The sequence below is a fragment of the Streptomyces sp. NPDC101110 genome (genome assembly GCF_044759525.1).
Classification (GTDB): Bacteria; Actinomycetota; Actinomycetes; order Streptomycetales; family Streptomycetaceae; genus Streptomyces.
Genome location: NZ_JBIVZM010000004.1, coordinates 270,674 through 290,192, shown reverse-complemented (window position 1 = coordinate 290,192; position 19,519 = coordinate 270,674). Strand labels below are relative to the sequence as shown.

At 68.9% G+C, this 19,519-nt stretch carries 19 protein-coding genes and 2 tRNA genes; 8 read left to right on the top strand and 13 right to left on the bottom strand.

Translation table 11 applies throughout. The features are described 5' to 3' along the window. The first annotated feature begins 11 nt into the window (after positions 1 to 11). The 3 genes from ACIQU3_RS10655 (at position 12) to pknB (ending at position 5,147) form a co-directional block, all read left to right on the top strand. Positions 12 to 1,469, top strand: coding sequence for an FtsW/RodA/SpoVE family cell cycle protein (locus ACIQU3_RS10655; protein ID WP_366716883.1), 1,458 nt, complete (start codon positions 12 to 14; stop codon positions 1,467 to 1,469). Next, positions 1,466 to 2,944, top strand: coding sequence for a peptidoglycan D,D-transpeptidase FtsI family protein (locus ACIQU3_RS10650; RefSeq protein ID WP_403741905.1), 1,479 nt, complete (start codon positions 1,466 to 1,468; stop codon positions 2,942 to 2,944). The genes ACIQU3_RS10655 and ACIQU3_RS10650 overlap by 4 nt, the downstream gene beginning before the upstream one ends. A 169-nt stretch (positions 2,945 to 3,113) precedes the next feature. Next, the gene (gene pknB, locus ACIQU3_RS10645) at positions 3,114 to 5,147 is read left to right on the top strand and encodes a Stk1 family PASTA domain-containing Ser/Thr kinase (protein WP_403741902.1); all 2,034 of its coding nucleotides are present in this window, start codon (positions 3,114 to 3,116) and stop codon (positions 5,145 to 5,147) included. A gap of 268 nt (positions 5,148 to 5,415) precedes the next feature. On the opposite strand, the gene ACIQU3_RS10640 is transcribed toward pknB, so the two are convergent. The 6 genes from ACIQU3_RS10640 to ACIQU3_RS10615 are packed head-to-tail and all read right to left on the bottom strand — an operon-like array spanning position 5,416 to position 9,630. After that, entirely contained in the window at positions 5,416 to 6,165 is a 750-nt protein-coding gene (locus tag ACIQU3_RS10640; protein WP_403741898.1) for a class E sortase, read from the bottom strand. A 13-nt stretch (positions 6,166 to 6,178) separates the two neighbouring features. After that, on the bottom strand, positions 6,179 to 7,303 hold the full coding sequence (locus tag ACIQU3_RS10635; RefSeq protein ID WP_403924419.1) for a class E sortase: 1,125 nt from the start codon (positions 7,301 to 7,303) through the stop codon (positions 6,179 to 6,181). Beyond that, entirely contained in the window at positions 7,300 to 7,938 is a 639-nt protein-coding gene (locus ACIQU3_RS10630) for an aminodeoxychorismate/anthranilate synthase component II (protein ID WP_403924416.1), read from the bottom strand. Before ACIQU3_RS10630 ends, ACIQU3_RS10635 begins: the two co-directional genes overlap by 4 nt. After that, complete coding sequence (locus ACIQU3_RS10625; protein WP_403742053.1) at positions 7,935 to 8,132, bottom strand: hypothetical protein; 198 nt, start codon at positions 8,130 to 8,132, stop codon at positions 7,935 to 7,937. The genes ACIQU3_RS10630 and ACIQU3_RS10625 overlap by 4 nt, the downstream gene beginning before the upstream one ends. Positions 8,133 to 8,149: 17 nt before the next feature. Next, positions 8,150 to 8,827 carry a class E sortase gene (locus ACIQU3_RS10620; protein ID WP_403924413.1) on the bottom strand — a complete coding sequence of 226 codons (678 nt, stop codon included), beginning with the start codon at positions 8,825 to 8,827 and terminating at the stop codon, positions 8,150 to 8,152. A 23-nt stretch (positions 8,828 to 8,850) separates the two neighbouring features. Beyond that, positions 8,851 to 9,630: a DUF881 domain-containing protein gene (locus ACIQU3_RS10615; RefSeq protein ID WP_403924410.1), complete on the bottom strand. Its 780-nt coding sequence runs from the start codon at positions 9,628 to 9,630 to the stop codon at positions 8,851 to 8,853. A 139-nt stretch (positions 9,631 to 9,769) separates the two neighbouring features. Here ACIQU3_RS10615 and crgA point away from each other — a divergent pair, with 139 nt between their 5' ends. Then, complete coding sequence (gene crgA / locus ACIQU3_RS10610; protein ID WP_333931863.1) at positions 9,770 to 10,024, top strand: cell division protein CrgA; 255 nt, start codon at positions 9,770 to 9,772, stop codon at positions 10,022 to 10,024. A 254-nt stretch (positions 10,025 to 10,278) separates the two neighbouring features. On the opposite strand, the gene ACIQU3_RS10605 is transcribed toward crgA, so the two are convergent. Beyond that, entirely contained in the window at positions 10,279 to 11,169 is an 891-nt protein-coding gene (locus ACIQU3_RS10605; RefSeq protein WP_403924407.1) for a rhomboid family intramembrane serine protease, read from the bottom strand. 135 nt (positions 11,170 to 11,304) lie between these two features. Further along, entirely contained in the window at positions 11,305 to 11,832 is a 528-nt protein-coding gene (locus ACIQU3_RS10600; RefSeq protein ID WP_403741875.1) for a peptidylprolyl isomerase, read from the bottom strand. Positions 11,833 to 12,173: 341 nt separating this feature from the next. Here ACIQU3_RS10600 and ACIQU3_RS10595 point away from each other — a divergent pair, with 341 nt between their 5' ends. Next, positions 12,174 to 12,875, top strand: a complete 702-nt coding sequence (locus ACIQU3_RS10595; protein ID WP_403741872.1) for a DUF5324 family protein — start codon at positions 12,174 to 12,176, stop codon at positions 12,873 to 12,875. A gap of 153 nt (positions 12,876 to 13,028) precedes the next feature. Here the strand turns inward: ACIQU3_RS10595 and ACIQU3_RS10590 are convergent. After that, a tRNA-Ala gene (locus tag ACIQU3_RS10590) sits at positions 13,029 to 13,101 on the bottom strand. 181 nt (positions 13,102 to 13,282) lie between these two features. On the opposite strand from ACIQU3_RS10590, the gene ACIQU3_RS10585 reads away from it, so the two are divergent. Together ACIQU3_RS10585 and ACIQU3_RS10580 are read left to right on the top strand one after the other, a co-directional pair. Continuing rightward, entirely contained in the window at positions 13,283 to 13,831 is a 549-nt protein-coding gene (locus ACIQU3_RS10585; protein ID WP_189590515.1) for a DNA-binding protein, read from the top strand. Positions 13,832 to 14,161: 330 nt separating this feature from the next. Continuing rightward, on the top strand, positions 14,162 to 15,634 hold the full coding sequence (locus ACIQU3_RS10580; RefSeq protein ID WP_403924403.1) for a protein kinase: 1,473 nt from the start codon (positions 14,162 to 14,164) through the stop codon (positions 15,632 to 15,634). Between the two features lie 204 nt (positions 15,635 to 15,838). Here ACIQU3_RS10580 and ACIQU3_RS10575 read toward each other — a convergent pair whose 3' ends face one another. Together ACIQU3_RS10575 and ACIQU3_RS10570 are read right to left on the bottom strand one after the other, a co-directional pair. Then, a complete protein-coding gene (locus tag ACIQU3_RS10575) occupies positions 15,839 to 17,209 on the bottom strand; it encodes a hypothetical protein (RefSeq protein WP_403924400.1) in 1,371 nt (456 codons plus the stop codon). A 207-nt stretch (positions 17,210 to 17,416) separates the two neighbouring features. Then, positions 17,417 to 17,545 (bottom strand): DLW-39 family protein, encoded by a 129-nt coding sequence (locus ACIQU3_RS10570; RefSeq protein ID WP_003999697.1) that lies wholly within the window; start codon positions 17,543 to 17,545, stop codon positions 17,417 to 17,419. A 337-nt stretch (positions 17,546 to 17,882) separates the two neighbouring features. Here ACIQU3_RS10570 and ACIQU3_RS10565 point away from each other — a divergent pair, with 337 nt between their 5' ends. Then, positions 17,883 to 18,251, top strand: coding sequence for a DUF6344 domain-containing protein (locus ACIQU3_RS10565; protein ID WP_403924397.1), 369 nt, complete (start codon positions 17,883 to 17,885; stop codon positions 18,249 to 18,251). A 262-nt stretch (positions 18,252 to 18,513) separates the two neighbouring features. On the opposite strand, the gene ACIQU3_RS10560 is transcribed toward ACIQU3_RS10565, so the two are convergent. Together ACIQU3_RS10560 and ACIQU3_RS10555 are read right to left on the bottom strand one after the other, a co-directional pair. Continuing rightward, a tRNA-Ile gene (locus tag ACIQU3_RS10560) sits at positions 18,514 to 18,590 on the bottom strand. A 125-nt stretch (positions 18,591 to 18,715) separates the two neighbouring features. Further along, positions 18,716 to 19,510, bottom strand: a complete 795-nt coding sequence (locus tag ACIQU3_RS10555; RefSeq protein WP_403741857.1) for a DUF3566 domain-containing protein — start codon at positions 19,508 to 19,510, stop codon at positions 18,716 to 18,718. Positions 19,511 to 19,519: the final 9 nt, after the last annotated feature.

Below are 19,519 nucleotides of genomic sequence, written 5' to 3'. Positions count from 1 at the left end.
CCTGTCACACGATGAGCGGTACGAATACGTCGCCCTCGGCGACGCACCACACGTCCACGATCGGCGCCATCGGCGCGCCGAGCCGGCGCAACACCGAGCTCGCACTGCTGGTGTTCGCCGTCGTCATCCCGGTGTTCGCCTACGCCAACGTCGGCCTGGCACTCCACGACTCGGTGCCGCCGGGCCTGTTGAGCTACGGGCTCGGGCTCGGTCTGCTCGCGGGCGTCGGGCACCTCGTCGTCCGGAAGTTCGCGCCGTACGCTGACCCGCTGATGCTGCCGCTGGCGACCCTTCTCAACGGGCTCGGACTGGTGGTGATCTGGCGGCTGGACCAGTCGGAGAAGCTGCAGGCGAGCAGGACCTTCGTCGAGGCGGCTCCGCGCCAGCTGCTGTACTCGGCGATGGGCGTCGCGCTGCTGGTGGTCGTGCTGATCTTCCTCAAGGACCACCGGGTCCTCCAGCGGTACACCTACATCTCCATGGCCGCGGCCCTGCTCCTGCTCGTGATGCCGCTGATCCCCGGTCTCAGTGCTCCGACCTACGGCGCCAAGATCTGGATCAAGATCCCCGGCCTCGGCACGCTCCAGCCCGGTGAGTTCGCGAAGATCGCCCTGGCGGTGTTCTTCGCCGGCTACCTCATGGTCAAGAGGGACGCCCTGGCCCTGGCCAGCCGTCGCTTCATGGGTCTGTACCTGCCGCGTGGCCGTGACCTGGGTCCGATCCTCGTCGTCTGGGTGATGTCGATCCTGATCCTGGTCTTCGAGACCGACCTCGGTACATCCCTGCTGTTCTTCGGGATGTTCGTCATCATGCTGTACGTCGCCACCGAGCGGACCAGCTGGATCGTCTTCGGTCTGCTGATGTCCGCGGTCGGCGCGGTCGGCGTGGCGAGCTTCGAGCCGCACATCCAGACGCGTGTCCAGGCCTGGCTGGACCCGATGCGGGAGTTCGAGCTCTCCCGTGCTGCCGTCCAGGACGGCGTCGTCCACTCCGAGCAGGCCATGCAGGCACTGTGGGCCTTCGGTTCCGGCGGCACCCTCGGCACCGGTCTGGGGCAGGGCAACTCCGACCTCATCGGCTTCGCCGCCAACTCCGACTTCATCCTCGCCACCTTCGGCGAGGAGCTGGGTCTGGCGGGCGTCATGGCGATCATGCTGCTCTACGGTCTGATCGTCGAGCGCGGCGTGCGTACCGCCCTCGCGGCCCGTGACCCGTTCGGCAAGCTGCTGGCGATCGGCCTGTCCGGCGCCTTCGCCCTCCAGGTGTTCGTCGTGGCCGGCGGTGTGATGGGCCTCATCCCGCTGACCGGTATGACGCTGCCGTTCGTGGCGTACGGCGGTTCCTCCGTGATCGCCAACTGGGCGCTGATCGGCATCCTGTTGCGCATCAGCGACACCGCCCGCCGCCCGGCCCCCGCCCCCGCCGCCAACCCCGACGCCGAGATGACCCAGGTGGTCCGCCCGTCATGAACAAGCCCCTGCGCCGGATCGCGATCTTCTGCGGCCTGCTCGTTCTGGCACTGCTGATCCGCGACAACTGGATCCAGTACGTCCAGGCCGACGAACTCCGGACCAACAAGAACAACCGCCGCGTCACCATCGAGCGCTATGCCTCCCCGCGCGGCAACATCATCGTCGGCGGAAAGGCGATCACCGGCTCCGCCGAGTCGTCGGGCAGCGACTTCAAGTTCAAGCGCACCTACAAGGACGGCCCCATGTGGGCGCCGGTCACCGGCTACGCCTCGCAGGCCTTCGGCGCCACGCAGCTGGAGAACCTCGAGGACGGCATCCTCACCGGCAACGACGACCGGCTGTTCTTCCGCAACACCCTCGACATGCTCACGGGCAAGAAGCAGCAGGGCGGCAACGTCGTCACCACCCTGAACTCCGCCGCCCAGAAGGCCGCGTACAACGGCCTCGAGAAGCAGGGCGGCAAGGGCGCCGTAGTCGCCCTGGAACCGTCGACGGGCAAGATCCTCGCCCTGGCCTCCTACCCGTCGTACGACCCGTCGTCCTTCGCCGGCAACTCCACGACGAAGGACAGCAAGGCCTGGACGAAGCTGCAGAAGAAGAACAACCCCGACGACCCGATGCTCAACCGGGCACTGCGGGAGACCTACCCGCCCGGCTCCACGTTCAAGGTCGTCACCGCGGCCGCGGCGCTGGAGGACGGTCTGTACACGTCCGCCGACGCCAAGACGAACTCGCCGGACCCGTGGATCATGAAGGGCACCACCACCAAGCTGCCCAACGAGGGCAACATCCCCTGCGAGAACGCGACGCTGCGGGTGGCCCTCCAGTACTCCTGCAACACCGTCTTCGGCAAGATCGGCTCGGACCTCGGCAACGACAAGATGCTGGACATGGCCAAGAAGTTCGGCTTCGACGAGGAGCACTTCACGCCGGTCCGCGCCAACGCCTCGGTCTTCTCCGACGACATGAACCCGTCGCAGACCGCGCTGTCGTCCATCGGGCAGTTCAACACCGCCGCGACCCCGCTGCAGATGGCCATGGTCGCCTCGGCCGTCGCCAACGACGGCAAGCTGATGAAGCCGTACATGGTCGACGAGCTCCAGTCGCCCGGCCTCGACCCGATCACGAAGACCGACCCGGAGGAGCTGAGCCAGCCGCTGTCGCCGGAGAACGCGCAGATCCTCCAGTCGATGATGGAGACGGTCGTCGACAAGGGCACGGGCTCGAACGCCAAGATCCCCGGCGTCACGGTGGGCGGCAAGACCGGTACCGCCCAGCACGGCGTCGACAACAGCGAGAACCCCTACGCGTGGTTCATCTCCTACGCCAAGGGCGACGACGGCAGCTCGCCGGTCGCGGTGGCGGTCGTCGTCGAGGACGACAACGCCGTCCGTGACGACATCTCCGGTGGCGGCCTCGCGGCGCCGATCGCGAGGAACGTGATGGAGGCGGTCATCGACAGCAAGAAGTGACCCCGCTCACGCCTGCTTCACATCGGTGCACGTTGCGATACCGGTCCTGTATCGGCTGACGGGCTTGGCCAGGTCACATAAAGCGAGCCGGGTACGGTAGGCCCGGACGGCAGCCTCCGACCGTACAAGCGTGCCGGTCGGGACCGACGGAGAGGGCTGGTAGGTAGCTATGGAAGAGCCGCGTCGCCTCGGCGGCCGGTACGAACTGGGCCAGGTGCTCGGGCGTGGTGGCATGGCGGAGGTCTACCTCGCGCATGACACCCGCCTCGGCCGCACCGTGGCGGTGAAGACGTTGCGTGCGGATCTCGCGCGTGACCCTTCCTTCCAGGCCCGGTTCCGCCGGGAGGCCCAGTCGGCCGCCTCGCTCAACCATCCCGCGATCGTCGCGGTCTACGACACGGGCGAGGACTACATCGACAACGTGTCGATCCCGTACATCGTCATGGAGTACGTGGACGGCTCGACCCTGCGTGAGCTGCTGCACTCCGGCCGCAAGCTGCTGCCGGAGCGTGCCATGGAGATGACCATCGGCATCCTCCAGGCCCTGGAGTACTCCCACCGCGCCGGCATCGTCCACCGCGACATCAAGCCGGCCAACGTCATGCTCACGCGCAACGGCCAGGTCAAGGTCATGGACTTCGGCATCGCCCGCGCCATGGGCGACTCCGGCATGACGATGACGCAGACCTCCGCGGTCATCGGCACCGCCCAGTACCTCTCGCCGGAGCAAGCCAAGGGCGAGCAGGTCGACGCCCGGTCCGACCTGTACTCCACCGGCTGTCTGCTGTACGAGCTGCTGACCGTCCGTCCTCCGTTCGTCGGCGACTCCCCGGTGGCCGTGGCCTACCAGCACGTCCGGGAGGAGCCGCAGTCGCCGAGCGTCTTCGACCCCGAGATCACCCCCGAGATGGACGCGATCGTGCTGAAGGCGCTCGTCAAGGACCCGGACTACCGCTACCAGTCGGCCGACGAGATGCGCGCCGACATCGAGGCCTGCCTCGACGGCCAGCCGGTCGCCGCCACGGCAGCGATGGGCTCCGCCGGCTACGGCGGCTACCCCGACGACCAGCCGACGACGGCCCTGCGCGCCGACTCCGGCGCCGGCGCCACGTCCATGCTGCCCCCCATGAACCCGGACGACGGCGGCTACGGCTACGACGACCGCCCCGACCGGCGCCGCGGGCAGCAGCGCAAGTCCAACACCTCCACGATCCTGCTGGTCGTCGCCGGCATCCTGGTCCTGGTCGGGGCGATCCTGATCGGCCGGTGGGCGTTCAGCGGCGACGGAGGCGCGGGCAACGACGCGCTCGCGGCGCCCAACTTCGTCGGTGAGTCGAAGAGCAGCGCCCAGCAGCTGGCCAAGAACTCCGATCTGGAACTGACCTTCTCCAGCAAGCCCTGTGACAGCCAGAGCAAGGGCAAGATCTGCTCCCAGGACCCGAAGGCCGGGGTGCAGGTCAACAAGGGCGACACCATCTCCCTGGTGGTGTCGACGGGGGCGCCGAAGGTGACGGTGCCCAGCGTCACCGGCCTGACTCTGGACGAGGCGAAGGCCAAGCTGGAGGACGACAAGTACAAGTTCGAGGTCGAAACGAAGACCCGGACGTCCCCCGAGAAGCCTGGCACCGTTCTGGAGCAGGACCCCACCACGGGCGCAGAGGTGGAGAAGGGCTCCACGATCACCCTGACCATCGCCAAGGAAGCGGAGAAGTCCACCGTCCCGGACGTGCTCGGCCAGACCTGCGACGCGGCCAAGCAGCAGATGCAGGCCAGTGACCTGATCGGCAACTGCACCGAGGTGGAGACCGACGACGACAGCCAGGTGGGCAAGGTCATCCAGACCACCCCGCAGGCCGGCACGTCGGTCGACCCGAACTCGTCGGTCAACATCCAGATCGGCAAGAAGAAGCAGAAGCAGAAGGTCAAGGTCCCGCAGGTCGTCGGCCAGACGGTCGGCCAGGCCAAGCAGACCCTCGCGCAGCAGGGCTTCACCAACATCCAGTTCGCCGAGGGCAGCGACCAGAGCGACAACGCCCTCGTCGCCGGCCAGAACCCCGGCGCCAACCAGGAGGTCGACGACCCGGCAGGGACGACGATCACCCTTCAGACCGTCGGCTTCGGGAACAACGGCGGCAACAACAACGGCGGCGGCGGAAACGGCGGCATCTTCGGCGGCATCACCGGCAGCAACGAAGACGACTGACGGCTCACCGCACCACGGTGATGGCCCGGGCTCCCACGGGGAGCCCGGGCCATCACCGTTTGTTCAGACGCTTCCTGATGATCCGTTGGTCATCGGACCATCCAGAGACGGGGACGCTCATGAGGCGGACTGCGCGGGTGTTCGATGGAAGCTGAACTCCTGCATCGAGTGGTCCTGACGACCGTCGGTTCCGGCCCGGGGGTACGCCGGTACGGCGCGCCTTCGGGCCGTCGTCATGCCGGCGGCTGCTCTCCCGCCGGGAGTGCCGTCAGCGCAGTTCCTTCGGCGGCGTGCGGTCCGCGTCCACCTTCTCCACGCGCTCCAGCTCACCCCACACCACGTACCGGTACGTGCTCGTGTACACCGGCGTGCAGGTCGTCAGCGTGATGTAGTGGCCCGGCTTCTTCCGGCCCGACTCCTTCGGGACCTGCGAGAGGACCTTGACGTTGAACTTCGACGTCTCGGGAAGGATGCCGTAGACCTTGTAGACGTACCACTTGTCCTTCGTCTCGAAGACGATCGGGTCGCCCTTGCCGATCTTGTCGATGTTGTGGAACTTCGCGCCGTGGCCGTCGCGATGGGCGGCGAGGGAGAAGTTGCCGTTCTTGCCCGACATCGGCAGGGTCGCCTTCACCGGATCGGTGTAGTAGCCGGCGACACCGTCGTTGAGGATCTTGTTCGACGTGCCCTTCTCGACCAGCACCTCACCGTTGCGCATCGACGGCACGTGCAGGAACCCGATGCCGTTGTGCGTGTCCAGCACACCCGGGCCGCCCCGGCCGTGTGCCCAGTCCTCACGGACCTGGTCCGCCTGCTTGCCCGCCGCACGGTCGGCGACCACGTTCGTCCACCACAGCGAATAGACGACGAACAGGCCGAGGACCAGGCCCGCGGTGATGAGGAGTTCCCCGAAGAAGCTGACCGCCATCGCGACCGGCCCGACGCGGCGTCGTGCCGCGTGCGGCCGGGACCCCCTGCCGGTGTGCTCTTCGTGATCCGTGTCGGTGGTCGCTGCCACTGGTCATCTGCCCTTAACTGACGAGCGCATCCGGCTTGCCCTTGCTGCGCGGCCGTTCCTCGACCATCTTGCCCCAGACGATCATCCGGTACTTACTGGTGAACTCCGGCGTGCACGTGGTCAGCGTGATGTAACGGCCGGGCTTGGTGAATCCCGACCCCTTGGGCACCGGATTCAGCACGCTCGTGTTGCTCGGCGGCGTCACCGGCAGGATCGACGCCATCTTGTAGACGAAGTACTCGTCCTGCGTCTCCACGACGATCGGATCGCCCGGAGCGAGCTTGTTGATGTACCGGAAGGGTTCTCCGTGGGTGTTGCGGTGACCCGCGAGCCCGAAGTTGCCGCTCCTGTCACCGGGCATCGCCGTCTTCAGCGCACCCTCGGCGTAATGGCCGACCATGCCCCGGTCGAGCACGCCCTTGCTGCTGGTCCCCTCGGCGATCGGCACGACCACGTCCAGCTTCGGAATGTGCAGGATGGCGAAACCCTGCCCCGGTTCGAAGGCGCCCGGGTTCCGTTTGCCGCTCGCCCAGTCGTTCTGGAGGCTGCTGGCCTCCTTGCCGGCCTGGGCGTGCGCCCGCACGTTCGTCCACCACAGCTGGTAGGTGACGAACAGCAGCATCAGGACGCCGGTGGTGATGAACACCTCGCCGATCGCCCGGCTCGCGACAACCGCCGCCCCCGGTTTGCGCGCCCGTGCCTGCCGCCGCGCCTCGACCCGCGACAGCGGCGCCCCTCCCCGGCCCCCGCTGCCGGTGCGGGCGGACGGGGTGTCCGACGTGTCCGAGGCTCCGCCATGGCGCCCGTGACGGCGCTTGGCGGCCTTTCTGCGGGCCGCGCGCCCACCGTGGGCCGGTCCGTCCCGGCGCGTGGCGGAGGAAGCGGCAGAGCCCGTCGTGGGGCCGCCACCCTCCGGCAGGGGATCCGGTATCCGCAGCGCCACCGTCTCCTCGTCGGCGGGCGGCAGATACCTCTCGTCCGGCACGGGCTCGTACGACGCGTACGGCTGCTGCGGCTGGGAGTGCGGGGTCACCCCGTACGACTCCCCGCCCGACCACTCCTCGAACGCGCCCCGCGCCCCGTACGACTGCTGCCCGTACGAGGTGTCGGACTCGCGCTCGGGGCGCAGCGCGGTCACGCCGAGGCCCTGCCCACCACCGGGGCGAGCCCGGCCGACCTCGCCACCGCGCCCTGGTCGCCGCACTCCACCAGCCAGTTGGCCAGCATCCGGTGCCCGTGCTCGGTCAGCACCGACTCGGGGTGGAACTGCACTCCCTCGACCGGAAGTTCGCGGTGCCGGAGACCCATCACGATGCCGTCGTGCGTACGGGCCGTGACCTCCAGCTCGTCCGGAACCGTGGCCGGCTCGGCGGCCAGGGAGTGGTAGCGCGTCGCCGTGAAGGGCGAGGGCAGGCCGGCGAAGACGCCGCCCCCGCTGTGCTCGACCAGCGAGGTTTTGCCGTGCAGCAGCTCCGGTGCCCGGTCCACCACACCGCCGTACGCCACCTGCATCGACTGCATGCCTAGGCAGACACCGAAGACCGGGACACCGGTGTCCGCACAGTGCCGGACCATGTCGACGCACACGCCGGCCTGCTCCGGCGTGCCGGGCCCGGGGGAGAGCAGCACCCCGTCGAAACCGTCCTGGGCGTGCGCCGTCGAGACCTCGTCGTTGCGCAGGACCTCGCACTCGGCGCCCAGCTGGTACAGGTACTGGACCAGGTTGAAGACGAAGCTGTCGTAGTTGTCGACGACGAGAATGCGCGCGCTCACTGGTTGTCCACCGTCACATCGTTGAAGGGCAGCAGCGGTTCCGCCCACGGGAAGACGTACTGGAAGAGGACGTAGACCACGGCCACGACCAGGACGAGTGAGATCACTGCCTTCACTCCCGTGTTCCCCGGCAGATGCCGCCAGATCCAGCCGTACATGCCGTCCCTTCCGTCGTACCACGGCACCAGACCCACGCCGTACAGCCACCAGACTAACGGCGCAGCGCCTCTGGTTTCCCGGCCTCCACGGGCTGGGTGGAGTCCAGGTGCGCCCAGACGATCAGCCGGTGGCTGTGTCCCCATTCCGGTTCACACGTGGTCAGCGTCAGGTACCGGCCCGCACGCGTGTACCCGGATGTACGTGGGACAGGGTCGATCACCTCGATCTCCGAGGGCACTGTTTTGTACGGGCCTTTGTCGATCCGATACGTGAACCAGGTCGTGCCGTCCGTCAGCACCACCGCGTCACCCCGCCTGAGCTCGGGAAAGTCCTTGAAGGGGTCGCCGTAGGTGCGGCGGTGGCCGGCGACGGCGAAGTTCCCCTGCTGCCCGAGCTGAGCGGTCTGCGCATAGTGCCCCAGCCCTTTCTTCAAGGTGCCGGTGGCGGTGCCTTCGAGCACGGGCTTGTTCCACGTGAAACCGAGCCGCGGGATGTACATGATCGCGAAGGGCCTGCCCTTGGCGTGCGGCGCTGGCTTCACCGGCCCGGCAGGGGAGGCGCCGGCCGGCGGACGGGGTTTCGACCACTCCTTTTGGAGCAGGTCGATCTGGTCGTCCATGACGCCGTCGGCCCGCACACCGGTCCAGAAGAGCACGTAGACGACGAACAGCACGATCACGCTGCCGACGGTGACGCACAGTTCGCTGACGGTTCTGACGATCACGCGCACCGGCAGCTCCCCCGGCCTGGCCGCTACTCCACGGGCTTCGCGTAGTGCAGATCCACTGTGCCCGAGTAGCCGGGCAGAGTCACCGGGCCGTTCTCCTCGACTTTCCAGCCGAGCCCGTAGACATTGACGTAGACCATGTAGTTCTGGATCGCGGCGGAGGCCGCGAGCGCGTTCTTCAGCCTGTCCGGGTCACCGACCGCCGTGATCTTGTACGGCGGCGAGTACACGCGCCCCTGGAGGATCAGGGTGTTGCCCACGCAGCGCACCGCGCTGGTCGAGATCAGCCGCTGGTCCATGACCTTGATGCCCTTGGCCCCGCCCTGCCACAGCGCGTTCACCACCGCCTGGAGGTCCTGCTGGTGGATGACCAGGTAGTCCGGCTGCGGCTCGGGGTAGCCCGGCAGCTTGGCGGTGGCGTCCGGCGGAGCGTCGTTGAGCGTGACCGTGAGCGAGTCGCCTTTGAGCTTCTGTGTACCCGCGCGCTTCTCCAGCGCGCTGAGCTTGTCGTCCTCCGCCTTGGTACTGCCGTCGTCCCGCTCGGCGAGGGCCTCTATCTCCTGGCGCAGGGTGCCGTTGGTCTCGTCCAGTTCCCCGTTCTCACGGCTGCGCTCGTGGATGAGGTCGGACAGCTTCAGCAGCGAGGTGTCCGTACGGATGTTGGTGCCCTTGGCGGTGTTGAAGCTGGTGAAGAAGATCAGCCCCGCGAGAGCGAACACGGCCGCCGTGAGGATGCGCACGGGCCGGAAACGGCGCGCGCGCTCAGGGGTGGATCCCGTCCCGGGGGAGTCGGCAGAATTGCTCAACGTACCCTTATCTCCTTCGGCGCGGCGGAAGCACTACGCTAACGGACGCCCGGGGGAGCAATCGGAGTCCCCTTACGCTGCCCCGAGACCGACCCAGTTACCTGCGCGGCCACGCAGCGCATCGACAGGAGAGACCCTCGTGCCGAAGTCACGTATCCGCAAGAAGGCCGACTACACGCCGCCGCCTGCCAAGCAGACGACCGCGATCAAGCTGACCAACCGTGCCTGGGTCGCGCCCGTCATGCTGGCCATGTTCCTCATCGGTCTGGCCTGGATCGTCGTCTTCTACGTCACCGACGGAACGCTGCCCATCGACTCGCTGGGCAACTGGAACATCGTGGTGGGATTCGGCTTCATCGCCGCCGGATTCGGTGTCTCGACCCAGTGGAAGTAGCGGTCACCGGGCGGTGAACGCAGCTCTGCCCAGGGGTGTTCGCTGAGTTATCCACAGCGGTTTTCCACATGGGGATAATGAAGACGATCTGTGGATAACCCGTTGGACGTTGACGCCGGTATGACGGAAGTACCGGCACTCGAAAACTTGTTCGCCCCCTGCCTGGCCTGCGGAAACGCAGGTCAGTGACAGGGGGCACATGTGTTCCCGCACCGTATGCACAAGATCCGGCACCCGCTGTGGACAACGCCTGGTCAGGCGAGCTGCGCCGTCCTCAACACGGTCATGAGCACGACCACGCCGAGGACCAGGGCACAGGTGCCGAACTGGACCAGTGCGCGGCGTTCCCGCGGGGCGTGGACCATGGCGTATCCGACGACGACTCCGGCGACCAGGCCGCCGATGTGGGCCTGCCAGGAGATGTTGAAGCCGGGGCTGAAGGTGAAGATCAGGTTGATCACCAGCAGCGCGATGATCGGCCGCATGTCGTACTTGAGCCGGCGCATCAGCACGGCCGTCGCGCCGAAGAGGCCGAAGATCGCGCCGGAGGCGCCCAGGGTCGCCGTGGTCGGGGATGCCAGCAGATAGGCCAGGGCGCTGCCGGCGAGGCCGGAGATGAAGTAGAGGGCGAGGTAGCGAGCGCGGCCGAGGGCCGCTTCGAGGGGACCGCCGAGCCACCACAGGCTGAGCATGTTGAACGCGACGTGCCAGATCTCCTGGTGCGTGAACATCGACGTGACCATGCGGTACCACTCGCCTCCGGCCACGCCCTGGGTGGGCGTGAAGGGTGCGGGCGGCCAGGCGCCGAGGAGGAAGATGTCGGTCAGCAGCGACTCGTGGACCCGGACGGCGATGAACACGGCCAGGTTGATACCGATGAGGATCTTGGTCAGCAGCCGCGGGTCGGCGGCGACGGAGCCTCCCGCGATCGTCCGGGGCATGGCGGCCGTGGGCGAGTGGCCCGTGCCGGAACCGGTGCGGACGCATTCGGGGCACTGGAAGCCGACGGAGGCGTTGACCATGCATTCGGGGCAGATGGGGCGCTCGCAGCGGGTGCAGCGGATGCCCGTTTCGCGGTCCGGGTGGCGGTAGCACATGGGGACGCTGTGGGCGTCCTGCGGGCTGCCCGCAGCCTGGTCGTCCATGGTCTCCCCTAGGTCGTGTGAGAAAAGCCCGCCCCGCTCATCCTTACGGATGAGCGGGGCGATTGGTTCCCTGCGGGCGCCTTCGCATGACGGCCTGCGGGGCCGTCACGGGGTTCCCTGCGGAAGCCCTCGCGCTCAGCGGGTCTCGATGACGACCGACTCGATGACCACGTCGTTGAGCGGACGGTCGGTGCGCGGGTTGGTCTGGGTCGTGGCGATGGTGTCCACGACCTTCTGGCTGGCCGCGTCGGTGACCTCGCCGAAGATGGTGTGCTTGCGGTTCAGCCACGCCGTCGGGGAGACCGTGATGAAGAACTGCGAGCCGTTGGTGCCGGGGCCGGCGTTGGCCATCGCGAGCAGGTAGGGCTTGTCGAAGCGCAGGTCGGGGTGGAACTCGTCCTCGAACTGGTAGCCGGGGCCGCCGGTGCCGTTGCCCAGCGGGTCACCGCCCTGGATCATGAAGCCACTGATCACCCGGTGGAAGACCGTGCCGTCGTAGAGCTTGTCCGTGGACTTCTGTCCCGTCTCCGGGTGCGTCCACTCCCGCTCGCCCTGGGCGAGCTCGACGAAGTTCTTGACCGTCTTGGGCGCGTGGTTCGGCAGAAGCCGGACGTCGATGTCGCCGTGATTGGTCTTCAGGGTGGCGTAGAGCTGCTCGGCCACGATCTGCCTTCCGTTGTCTTTCCGTGACTCCCCGATCCTCGCACGGACGGGCCTCCGCGTCGCCCGACCTCGTGGCAGCGGGGGGAAACCCTCGGCGGGTGTACGCAAAAAGAAGTCGAGTAGTCCCGGGGCGGGAGCGCTCGGCTGCGATCCGTGGCATTGTCGACGACAAGCTCCTGTTGTCCCCCATTCATCCGCTATTGCACGTGATCGGCGTCCTTCGGACGCCGGTTCCCGTGACCCGGATGCCCTTCCGCGCATGCCTGGTCGTGTGCCGGGAGGCATGATCCGTAAAAGGGTGGAAAGTCGAAATACCGTACGCCACCGAGGAGGAGGAACCCGTGACCCGCATCGACAGCGTGCGCGCCGCGACTGGTTCGGCGAAGGACAGCGTGCTGCACGCCGCGGAAGTGGTGGCGCCCTACGCCGACACGGCCAAGGACAGGGCCGCGCACTACGCGCACGAGGCACGCGTACGGCTAGCGCCCAAGGTGACGCAGGCCGCAGGGCAGGCTCGCGTCCAGTACGGCACTCATGTGCAGCCGTATCTGGAGCAGGCCCGCACGCATGTGCCACCGAAGGTCGACCAGGCCGCCCAGGAGGCTGCCGAGCGCACCCGCAAGGCCGCTCGCCAGGCGGCGGAGTACTCGCGTCCGAGGATCGAACAGGCGGTGGCCGCGGCCGTGCCTGTCACGACCGAGGCCGCGGCCCGGAGTGTGGCCGCCCTGTCCGCGCTGCGCGGCCAGGTCACGCCCAAGGAGATCCAGAAGCTGGTCCGCAAGCACGAACGGCGGGCCAAGGCCGGTAAGGCCATGAAGACGCTGGTGATTCTGGGCGCGGTCGCCGGTGGTGCTTTCGCCGCGTGGAAGTGGTGGGACAAGCAGGCCAACCCGGACTGGCTGGTGGAGCCGCCGGCCGCGACGGAGGTCCCCGAGTCGGGGCGTCTGTCGTCCGTGGACGGCACCGGCCCGGCGGTCCTGGATCCGGAGGTCGAGGCCAAGCAGGCCGAGGACGAGGCCTCCCGGCGCGATGACAATTCCTGAGGGCGCCTGATCTAACAGCCCGGCGGGGCGGGAGACTTGAGGGTCTCCCGCCCCGCCGGGCTGTTTCACGTGAAACAGGCGCCCCGCCGTCCGCGCCGACATGCGAAATGCCCCCGAGACCGCGTTTCCGCAGCTCGGAGGGCATATCCGGAGTGGAGCCTAGGGGAGTCGAACCCCTGACATCTGCCATGCAAAGACAGCGCTCTACCAACTGAGCTAAGGCCCCGGAAGGGGACGTCCGACCGGAGAAACCGCGTCCCGGCGGGCGTCGGAGACCAGAGTACCGGGTCTCCCCCGTGGTTCCGCAAAAAGATTGGGGGTCCCCGTCATCGACCACTCTCCGTAAGATGCTCGGCGTGGTTCGCTACCGCGAACCGCCGTACATGGGGAAGCGATGGGGAGACGCAATGGACGCCGCACAGCAGGAAGCGACCGCAAGAGCGCGGGAACTGCAGCGGAACTGGTACGGGGAGCCACTGGGGGCGCTCTTCCGTAGGCTCATCGACGATCTTGGTCTCAACCAGGCTCGTCTCGCGGGGGTTCTGGGACTGTCCGCACCGATGTTGTCGCAGCTGATGAGTGGTCAGCGGGCGAAGATCGGCAACCCGGCCGTGGTGCAGCGGGTGCAGCTGCTGCAGGACCTGGCGGGGCAGGTCGCGGACGGCAGTGTGAGCGCGGCCGAGGCCACCGAGCGCATGGAGGAGATCAAGAAGTCGCAGGGGGGCTCGGTGCTGAGCAACACCACGCAGACGACGAGCAGTTCGGGGGCGCCCACGGTCAAGCGCGTCGTGCGCGAGATCCAGTCGCTGCTGCGGTCGGTCGCGGCGGCGGGCGACATAATCGACGCCGCCGACACTCTCGCCCCGAGCCATCCGGAGCTGGCAGAGTTCCTCCGGGTCTACGGCGCCGGCCGCACCTCGGACGCCGTCACGCACTACCAGTCCCACCAGAACTGATCCCACCGCCCGACCGCCGAAGGGGGTTCGGCGACGGGCTCGGGTGAGGTGACGGGGGATGCGTCACGGTACGGGCGGACACGTGGGGGCGTGGTCCGTACGGGGGACCGGTCGACGCGAGGGGGACGTATCACTCATCGGGGATGCGGGTCGAGACAGCCTGGGTTCGGGGGAGCCCGGAAATTCCAGGGGTTCGGGGGAGCCCGTGGGTTCGAGGGGGATCAGGATTCGGGGGACTCGGGGGAGGCGTTTCGCCCCGTCGGGGAGTCGTAGCGCTCGCCGAGGGGGAAGCAAGGGGGGAAGCCGCAGGGGGAGGAGCGACGTACAGCCATGGGTGAGGTCTTCGCCGGCCGGTACGAACTGGTCGACCCGATCGGGCGCGGAGGGGTCGGTGCCGTCTGGCGCGCCTGGGACCACCGCCGTCGCCGCTACGTGGCCGCCAAGGTCCTGCTCCAGAGCGACGCGCACTCGCTGCTGCGCTTCGTACGGGAACAGGCCCTGCGGATCGATCACCCGCATGTGCTCGCCCCGACCAGCTGGGCCGCCGACGACGACAAGGTCCTGTTCACCATGGACCTGGTCGCGGGCGGTTCGCTCGTCCACCTCGTCGGTGACTACGGCCCGCTCCCGCCGGCGTTCGTCTGCACCCTGCTCGATCAGCTGCTGGCGGGCCTGGCCGCGGTGCACGCGGAGGACGTCGTCCATCGTGACGTGAAGCCCGCCAATGTCCTACTGGAGGCCACGGGCACGGGCCGGCCGCGGCTGCGGCTGTCCGACTTCGGCATCGCGATGCGGCTGGGCGAGCCCCGCCTGACGGAGACCAACCTTGTGGTGGGGACGCCCGGTTACCTCGCGCCCGAACAGATGATGGGGGCCGAACCGGACTTCCCCGCCGACCTGTTCGCCGTGGGACTGGTCGCGCTGTATCTGCTGGAGGGTGCCAAACCGGACAGCAAGGCGCTCATCCAGTACTTCGCCGAACACGGGACGCCCGGTGCGCCCAAGGGCATTCCGGAGCCGCTGTGGCAGGTGGTGGCCTCGTTGCTCCAGCCGGATCCGGAGGCGCGCTTCCGTACGGCCACGGGGGCACGTAAGGCGCTCGCCGCCGCCGCGGAGCTGCTTCCGGAGCCGGGCCCGGACGACGAGCTGATCGAGATCTTCGACCAACTGGGCCCGTTGCCAAGAGGGTTCGCCCCCGAGGGTCCGCTGGAGAGAGCGAAAGGTCTGGGCCCGAGGGAGGAGCCGTCCGACCCCTCGGAGGGGGGCGGGGAGAGGTCCTCGCAGCGGCGGGCCGAGGGGAAGGCGTCGGAGCCGGGCGGGCAGCAGGTCTCCGAGCACGACCGGCACCACGCATGGGTGACGCCGTCCGATCCCCGGCACACCGCCGACCCGGCGCAGCCGGCCTCCATGTCGGACACCGGCAGCTTCCATCTGCCGCCGCCCCAGCCCACCGTCACCTCGTCCCCCGCGGCCGGACGGGCCCGTCCCGCCCCGGTCCACGCCCCGCCCGCGCAGGCGCCCGTCTCGCCCTACGACACCACCCACCGGCTGTCCCCCGCCCAGCCGCTCCCACCGGTGTACCCCGGCCCGCATGTGCCTCCCGCGGAGCAGTACCGTGCGGACGCCTCCACAGCCTCGTACACCGCCCGGACACCGGCGGCCCCACCGAGCGGCCCGGCACCGTCACGGCACCGGGCTCAGCGGCCCTCGCGACCAGGTCCTCCGGCCAGGGTGGCGGTGCCCCTGCTGCTCCTCGCACTGGCCTGCTACGCCGTGGGTTTCTGGGCCCTGTCCCGCATCTGAGCGGCCCTGACGCGTACACCACTCGGCGAGGCCGGCAGGACGGCAATGGGGAGCCCGGGGCGCCGCAGCGAACCGCCGGCCCATCGGAGCTCCCCTCAGGCGATACTCCGCGCGCCGCAGCGAACCGCCTGGGCGGCCGGCGGAACCCCTCTCAGGCGATACTCCGCGCGCCGAGGCAGACTGCCCGCGGCCCTCGGCGCTCCCCTACGCGACACTCCTGCGCCGGGCCACAAGGGTCCACACGCCGAGCCCCACGAGCAGCGCGCTCCCGGTGCCGATGCCGCCCACGGCGAGCACCCTCATGGCGGTGTCACCGCCCGCGGCCACGCCCTCCGCAGCCGCCTCCCGGTCCTGCTCCGAGACCTCGAAGACGCCGCTCGGCACGGACTCCCCCTCGTAGTCGGGCCCTCCACGCGGCTCCCCGCTCACCGTCACGCGCAGCGTCATCTTGAACGGCCCGTCCCCGAAGCTGTCGGCGACACCGCGGGCGAGATGGGCGACGAGGTAGTAGGAGCCGGCGAAGCGCATCGCGCTCACCTGGGCGATGGCGGAGTGGCGGTTGGCGTGGTCGACCGGGGGCAGGGGAGGCAGGCTTCCGGACTTCTGGTCGCCGTCGTAGCCCACGGCCACATCGGCGACATCACCGCGCGCGGGGTTGTAGAGGACCAGGTCCAGCGCGTCGGACGTGTACCCGGTGCCGCCGGAGTCGGAGCTGCCGAGGTCCGCGGTGACGGAGACCTGCTGTCCCCAGTCGACCGGCACCTCGTAGAAGAGGGTCTGGCCCGGCCGGATGTCGTCCCGCCAGACGCCCTGGTCCAGGGGCGTCGCCCCGGTGAAACCCGCTCCGCCCTTGCGGTGCCCGGGCTCACCCTGGAGCGGCTGGGGCGTGGCGGAGTTCCATCCCTCGGGCGCGCCGGTCGCCCCGGTCTTCGCTGTTCCCGGTTCCGTCGTGGCCAGGAGTTCCAGGCCCCAGGCGTCGGGTGAGGAGCCGTCGCCCTCGGGGTCGACGCGCTCGACGGACACGTAGTAGGCACCGGCCTTCCGGCACAGCGGCCGGTTGGGCGAGATCTCACGCATCCCCCACGCGGCGATCGGGTGGGGGCTGCGGGCGGTACCGAACCTCTTGGTGTCATCGGAGCAGGTGTTGCCCTCGGCGTCCTGCACGGTCACCCTGACCCCGTCGATGACGGAGACGGTGGTGTCGGGGGAGGGGACGGCCGTGACGGAGACGTACGCGTTGGACGCGGCGTCGAGGTCGAGGCGGTAGCTGACCCTGCCGGTGCCCGGCAGAGAGCTCTTGTAGGCCTCGCCGGGCTTCAGAAGGGCGGCGTCACCGGTGCTTCTGGCTCCTTCGATGCTCCGGGCACCGTCGGCGAAGGCGTAGGGGCTCGGCGTACCGGAGGCCGTCGCAGCGGTGGCGGAGGCCCGCGCCGCGGTGGCGGAGGCCTGCGCCGCGATGGCGGAGGCCCGCCCCGCAGCCGCTGCCTCGTTGCCCGCAACCGCTGCGGCTGTCGTCGGCAGCGCTGCCGTCGTCGTCCCCAGGACCAGCGCCGCGGCGCCGACGCGCACGGCCACGGCCGGACGGCCGCGCCACGCCCCCGTGTGCCGTCGCCACGCCGTACGACACCGTCCCCTCACGCGCCACCCCTCACCCTCGCCGGACCGCAGAGCCGTGAAGCCGTGGCCCATCCTGCCGCGTGCACCGGGTTCACGACCGGCCCTCGGCACACAAAACCCCGACCGCGAGGCGGCCGGGGTGTGCTCGGTATGAGTTGTCGTGACTCACGAACCCGTGGGCACGGAGTCAGTCGCCTCCGTCCACAGATCCTGCTCGGCGCGATCCGCCTGGATCTGGCGGTACACGAGGAGCCCGCCGATGGCGGCCAGTGCGACCAGGAGAAGCTTCTTCACCGCGCGACCTCGTCTTTCCTTGACGTAGGGGACCTCTGGCGCCCGACTATACACACCGGCCGAGACCGATCGGTGACCTGCGTCGGCCCTCAACTCCCGTCCCGGAAGCCGGGATAGAAGCGGAGTGCAACGTTCCGATCAGAGGGTGACCACACGCCGACGGAAGGTTACTTTGACCCTCCTTCGGCGCTTTCCTCATGTTTTCAACCGCCCTGCACCCATCCGGGTGGTGTTCATCAGAACATCGACGCGCCACGGGCGGAGGTCCACCACTTCTCGACCCCCATACACATCATGAGGAAAGTACGCAAATCGCCCAACCCGAAAGTGAGGGGCCATGGCCCGGAACAAGGTCATGAAGCTGTGGACCACCATCGTCACCGCCTTCCTCGCGCTGTGCACGGCGCTCGGCCTGATCACCACGACCGCCGCCGCGGCCGTACCGCAGACCGAGCAGAAGAGCAACAGCAACGGCGCGAGCATCCCGCAGCAGCGGACGGCGGCACCGGTGATGTCCCCCTGGTCCTCCCCCAGGGCCCTGCCCCCCACGATGAAGCAGCGCATCCGTGCCGAGGCCCACGGCAAGACCCCCCGCTGCCGGCACCGCTCACCCGCGGACACGGCCGCCTCCCCCGGCACCGACGGCACTGACGAGGACCCCGGCTCCGACCCCGAGGCGGACCATCTCACGCCCCTGAAGCGCTGAACCTCTGAGAACGACGTCCCGGCGAACTGCGTACAAAGCCCGGCAGCTCCGCGGAGCGGCCGGGCTTACGCATGTCCTGCTCCAGAGACCTCGGATCAGGGCGTGCCCACCGGATGAGAGCCATAGCCGTCGGCCAGAACCATCGGCCATGGCCTTCGACCGTGACCGTCGGCCGTAGCCGTCGGCCACAGAGCCGTCCACCTGAACACCGGCCACGGACACCGAAAGACCCCCAGTCGCATTCGACTGAGGGTCTTCTCGCTGGTGGGGCTAACAGGATTTGAACCTGTGGCCTCATCCTTATCAGGGATGCGCTCTAACCAACTGAGCTATAGCCCCGCCGCGCTCTGCGGTGTGTGTCCCGCGCGCTGACTCCTGAAGATTAGCGCACGACATGGGCAGTCCCAAAATCGGTTGTCAGAGCACCGTCAGGACAGCTCGTCAGGAGAAAGACGAAGGTGACGTCACTCGTCCTCGGCGAGCGTCAGCTCCACCCCGCCCACGAAGCCCGCGGACAGGTTGTAGATGAACGCGCCGAGCGTCGCGAGGGCGGTCGCCAGGACCACGTCGATGACCGCGATGACCGACGTGAACATCAGGACGTTGGGCAGCGACAGGAAAGCCTGCAGGTCGAAGCCGTTGGACTCGTTCGATCCGGTGGCTTCGGAGATCGTGCCGCCCACCGTTGAGAAGACGCCCATCGCGTCCATGACCATCCACAGCACGGCGGACGCGACGATCGTGCAGATGCCCAGGGCGATGGAGAGCAGGAAGCTGACCTTCATCACCGACCACGGGTCGGCCTTCGCCACGCGGAGCCGCGCCTTGCGGACGCGGGGCGTGGTGCGCGCCCCCGTGCGAGGACGCCGTACCGCCTCGGCGCCGGCCCCGGCCGCCGCCTGCTGCGCCGGGTAGGCCTGCGGCGGGTGGTACGGGCCGGCAGGCTGCTGCGTCTTGCGTTCGCCCGGCAGGGGCGACGCCGTGGCCGGTTCCTGCGCGGCCGGCTTCGGCTGCGCGCCGGAGGCGGACGTCCCCGCACCGGACTTGGCCTGCTGAGTCTGCGGACCTCGGGTGTCCGTCACAGTTCCCCCCTGTGATTCGTGCGCGTCCGGCGACGGCTCGTCCTTGGTCGGGGACTTGATCGCCTTCAGGTTGGTCGTGTGCGGGTCCGCCGCACGCGCGGCGGAGCCACGGCCGCCGTCGTCCGCTTCCGTACCCCTCGAGGTTCCGGCCGGTCCGGCGCCCGTGGCTCCGCTCACGCTGACTCA

What these genes read in the sequence shown, in the direction of transcription:
- ACIQU3_RS10655 (WP_366716883.1), top strand. Translation starts at nt 12, where the DNA reads ATGAGCGGTACGAATACGTCGCCCTCGGCGACGCACCACACGTCCACG.
- ACIQU3_RS10650 (WP_403741905.1), top strand. Translation starts at nt 1,466, where the DNA reads ATGAACAAGCCCCTGCGCCGGATCGCGATCTTCTGCGGCCTGCTCGTT.
- pknB (WP_403741902.1), top strand. Translation starts at nt 3,114, where the DNA reads ATGGAAGAGCCGCGTCGCCTCGGCGGCCGGTACGAACTGGGCCAGGTG.
- ACIQU3_RS10605 (WP_403924407.1), bottom strand. Translation starts at nt 11,169, where the DNA reads ATGGACGACCAGGCTGCGGGCAGCCCGCAGGACGCCCACAGCGTCCCC.
- ACIQU3_RS10585 (WP_189590515.1), top strand. Translation starts at nt 13,283, where the DNA reads ATGGACGCCGCACAGCAGGAAGCGACCGCAAGAGCGCGGGAACTGCAG.
- ACIQU3_RS10580 (WP_403924403.1), top strand. Translation starts at nt 14,162, where the DNA reads ATGGGTGAGGTCTTCGCCGGCCGGTACGAACTGGTCGACCCGATCGGG.
- ACIQU3_RS10565 (WP_403924397.1), top strand. Translation starts at nt 17,883, where the DNA reads ATGGCCCGGAACAAGGTCATGAAGCTGTGGACCACCATCGTCACCGCC.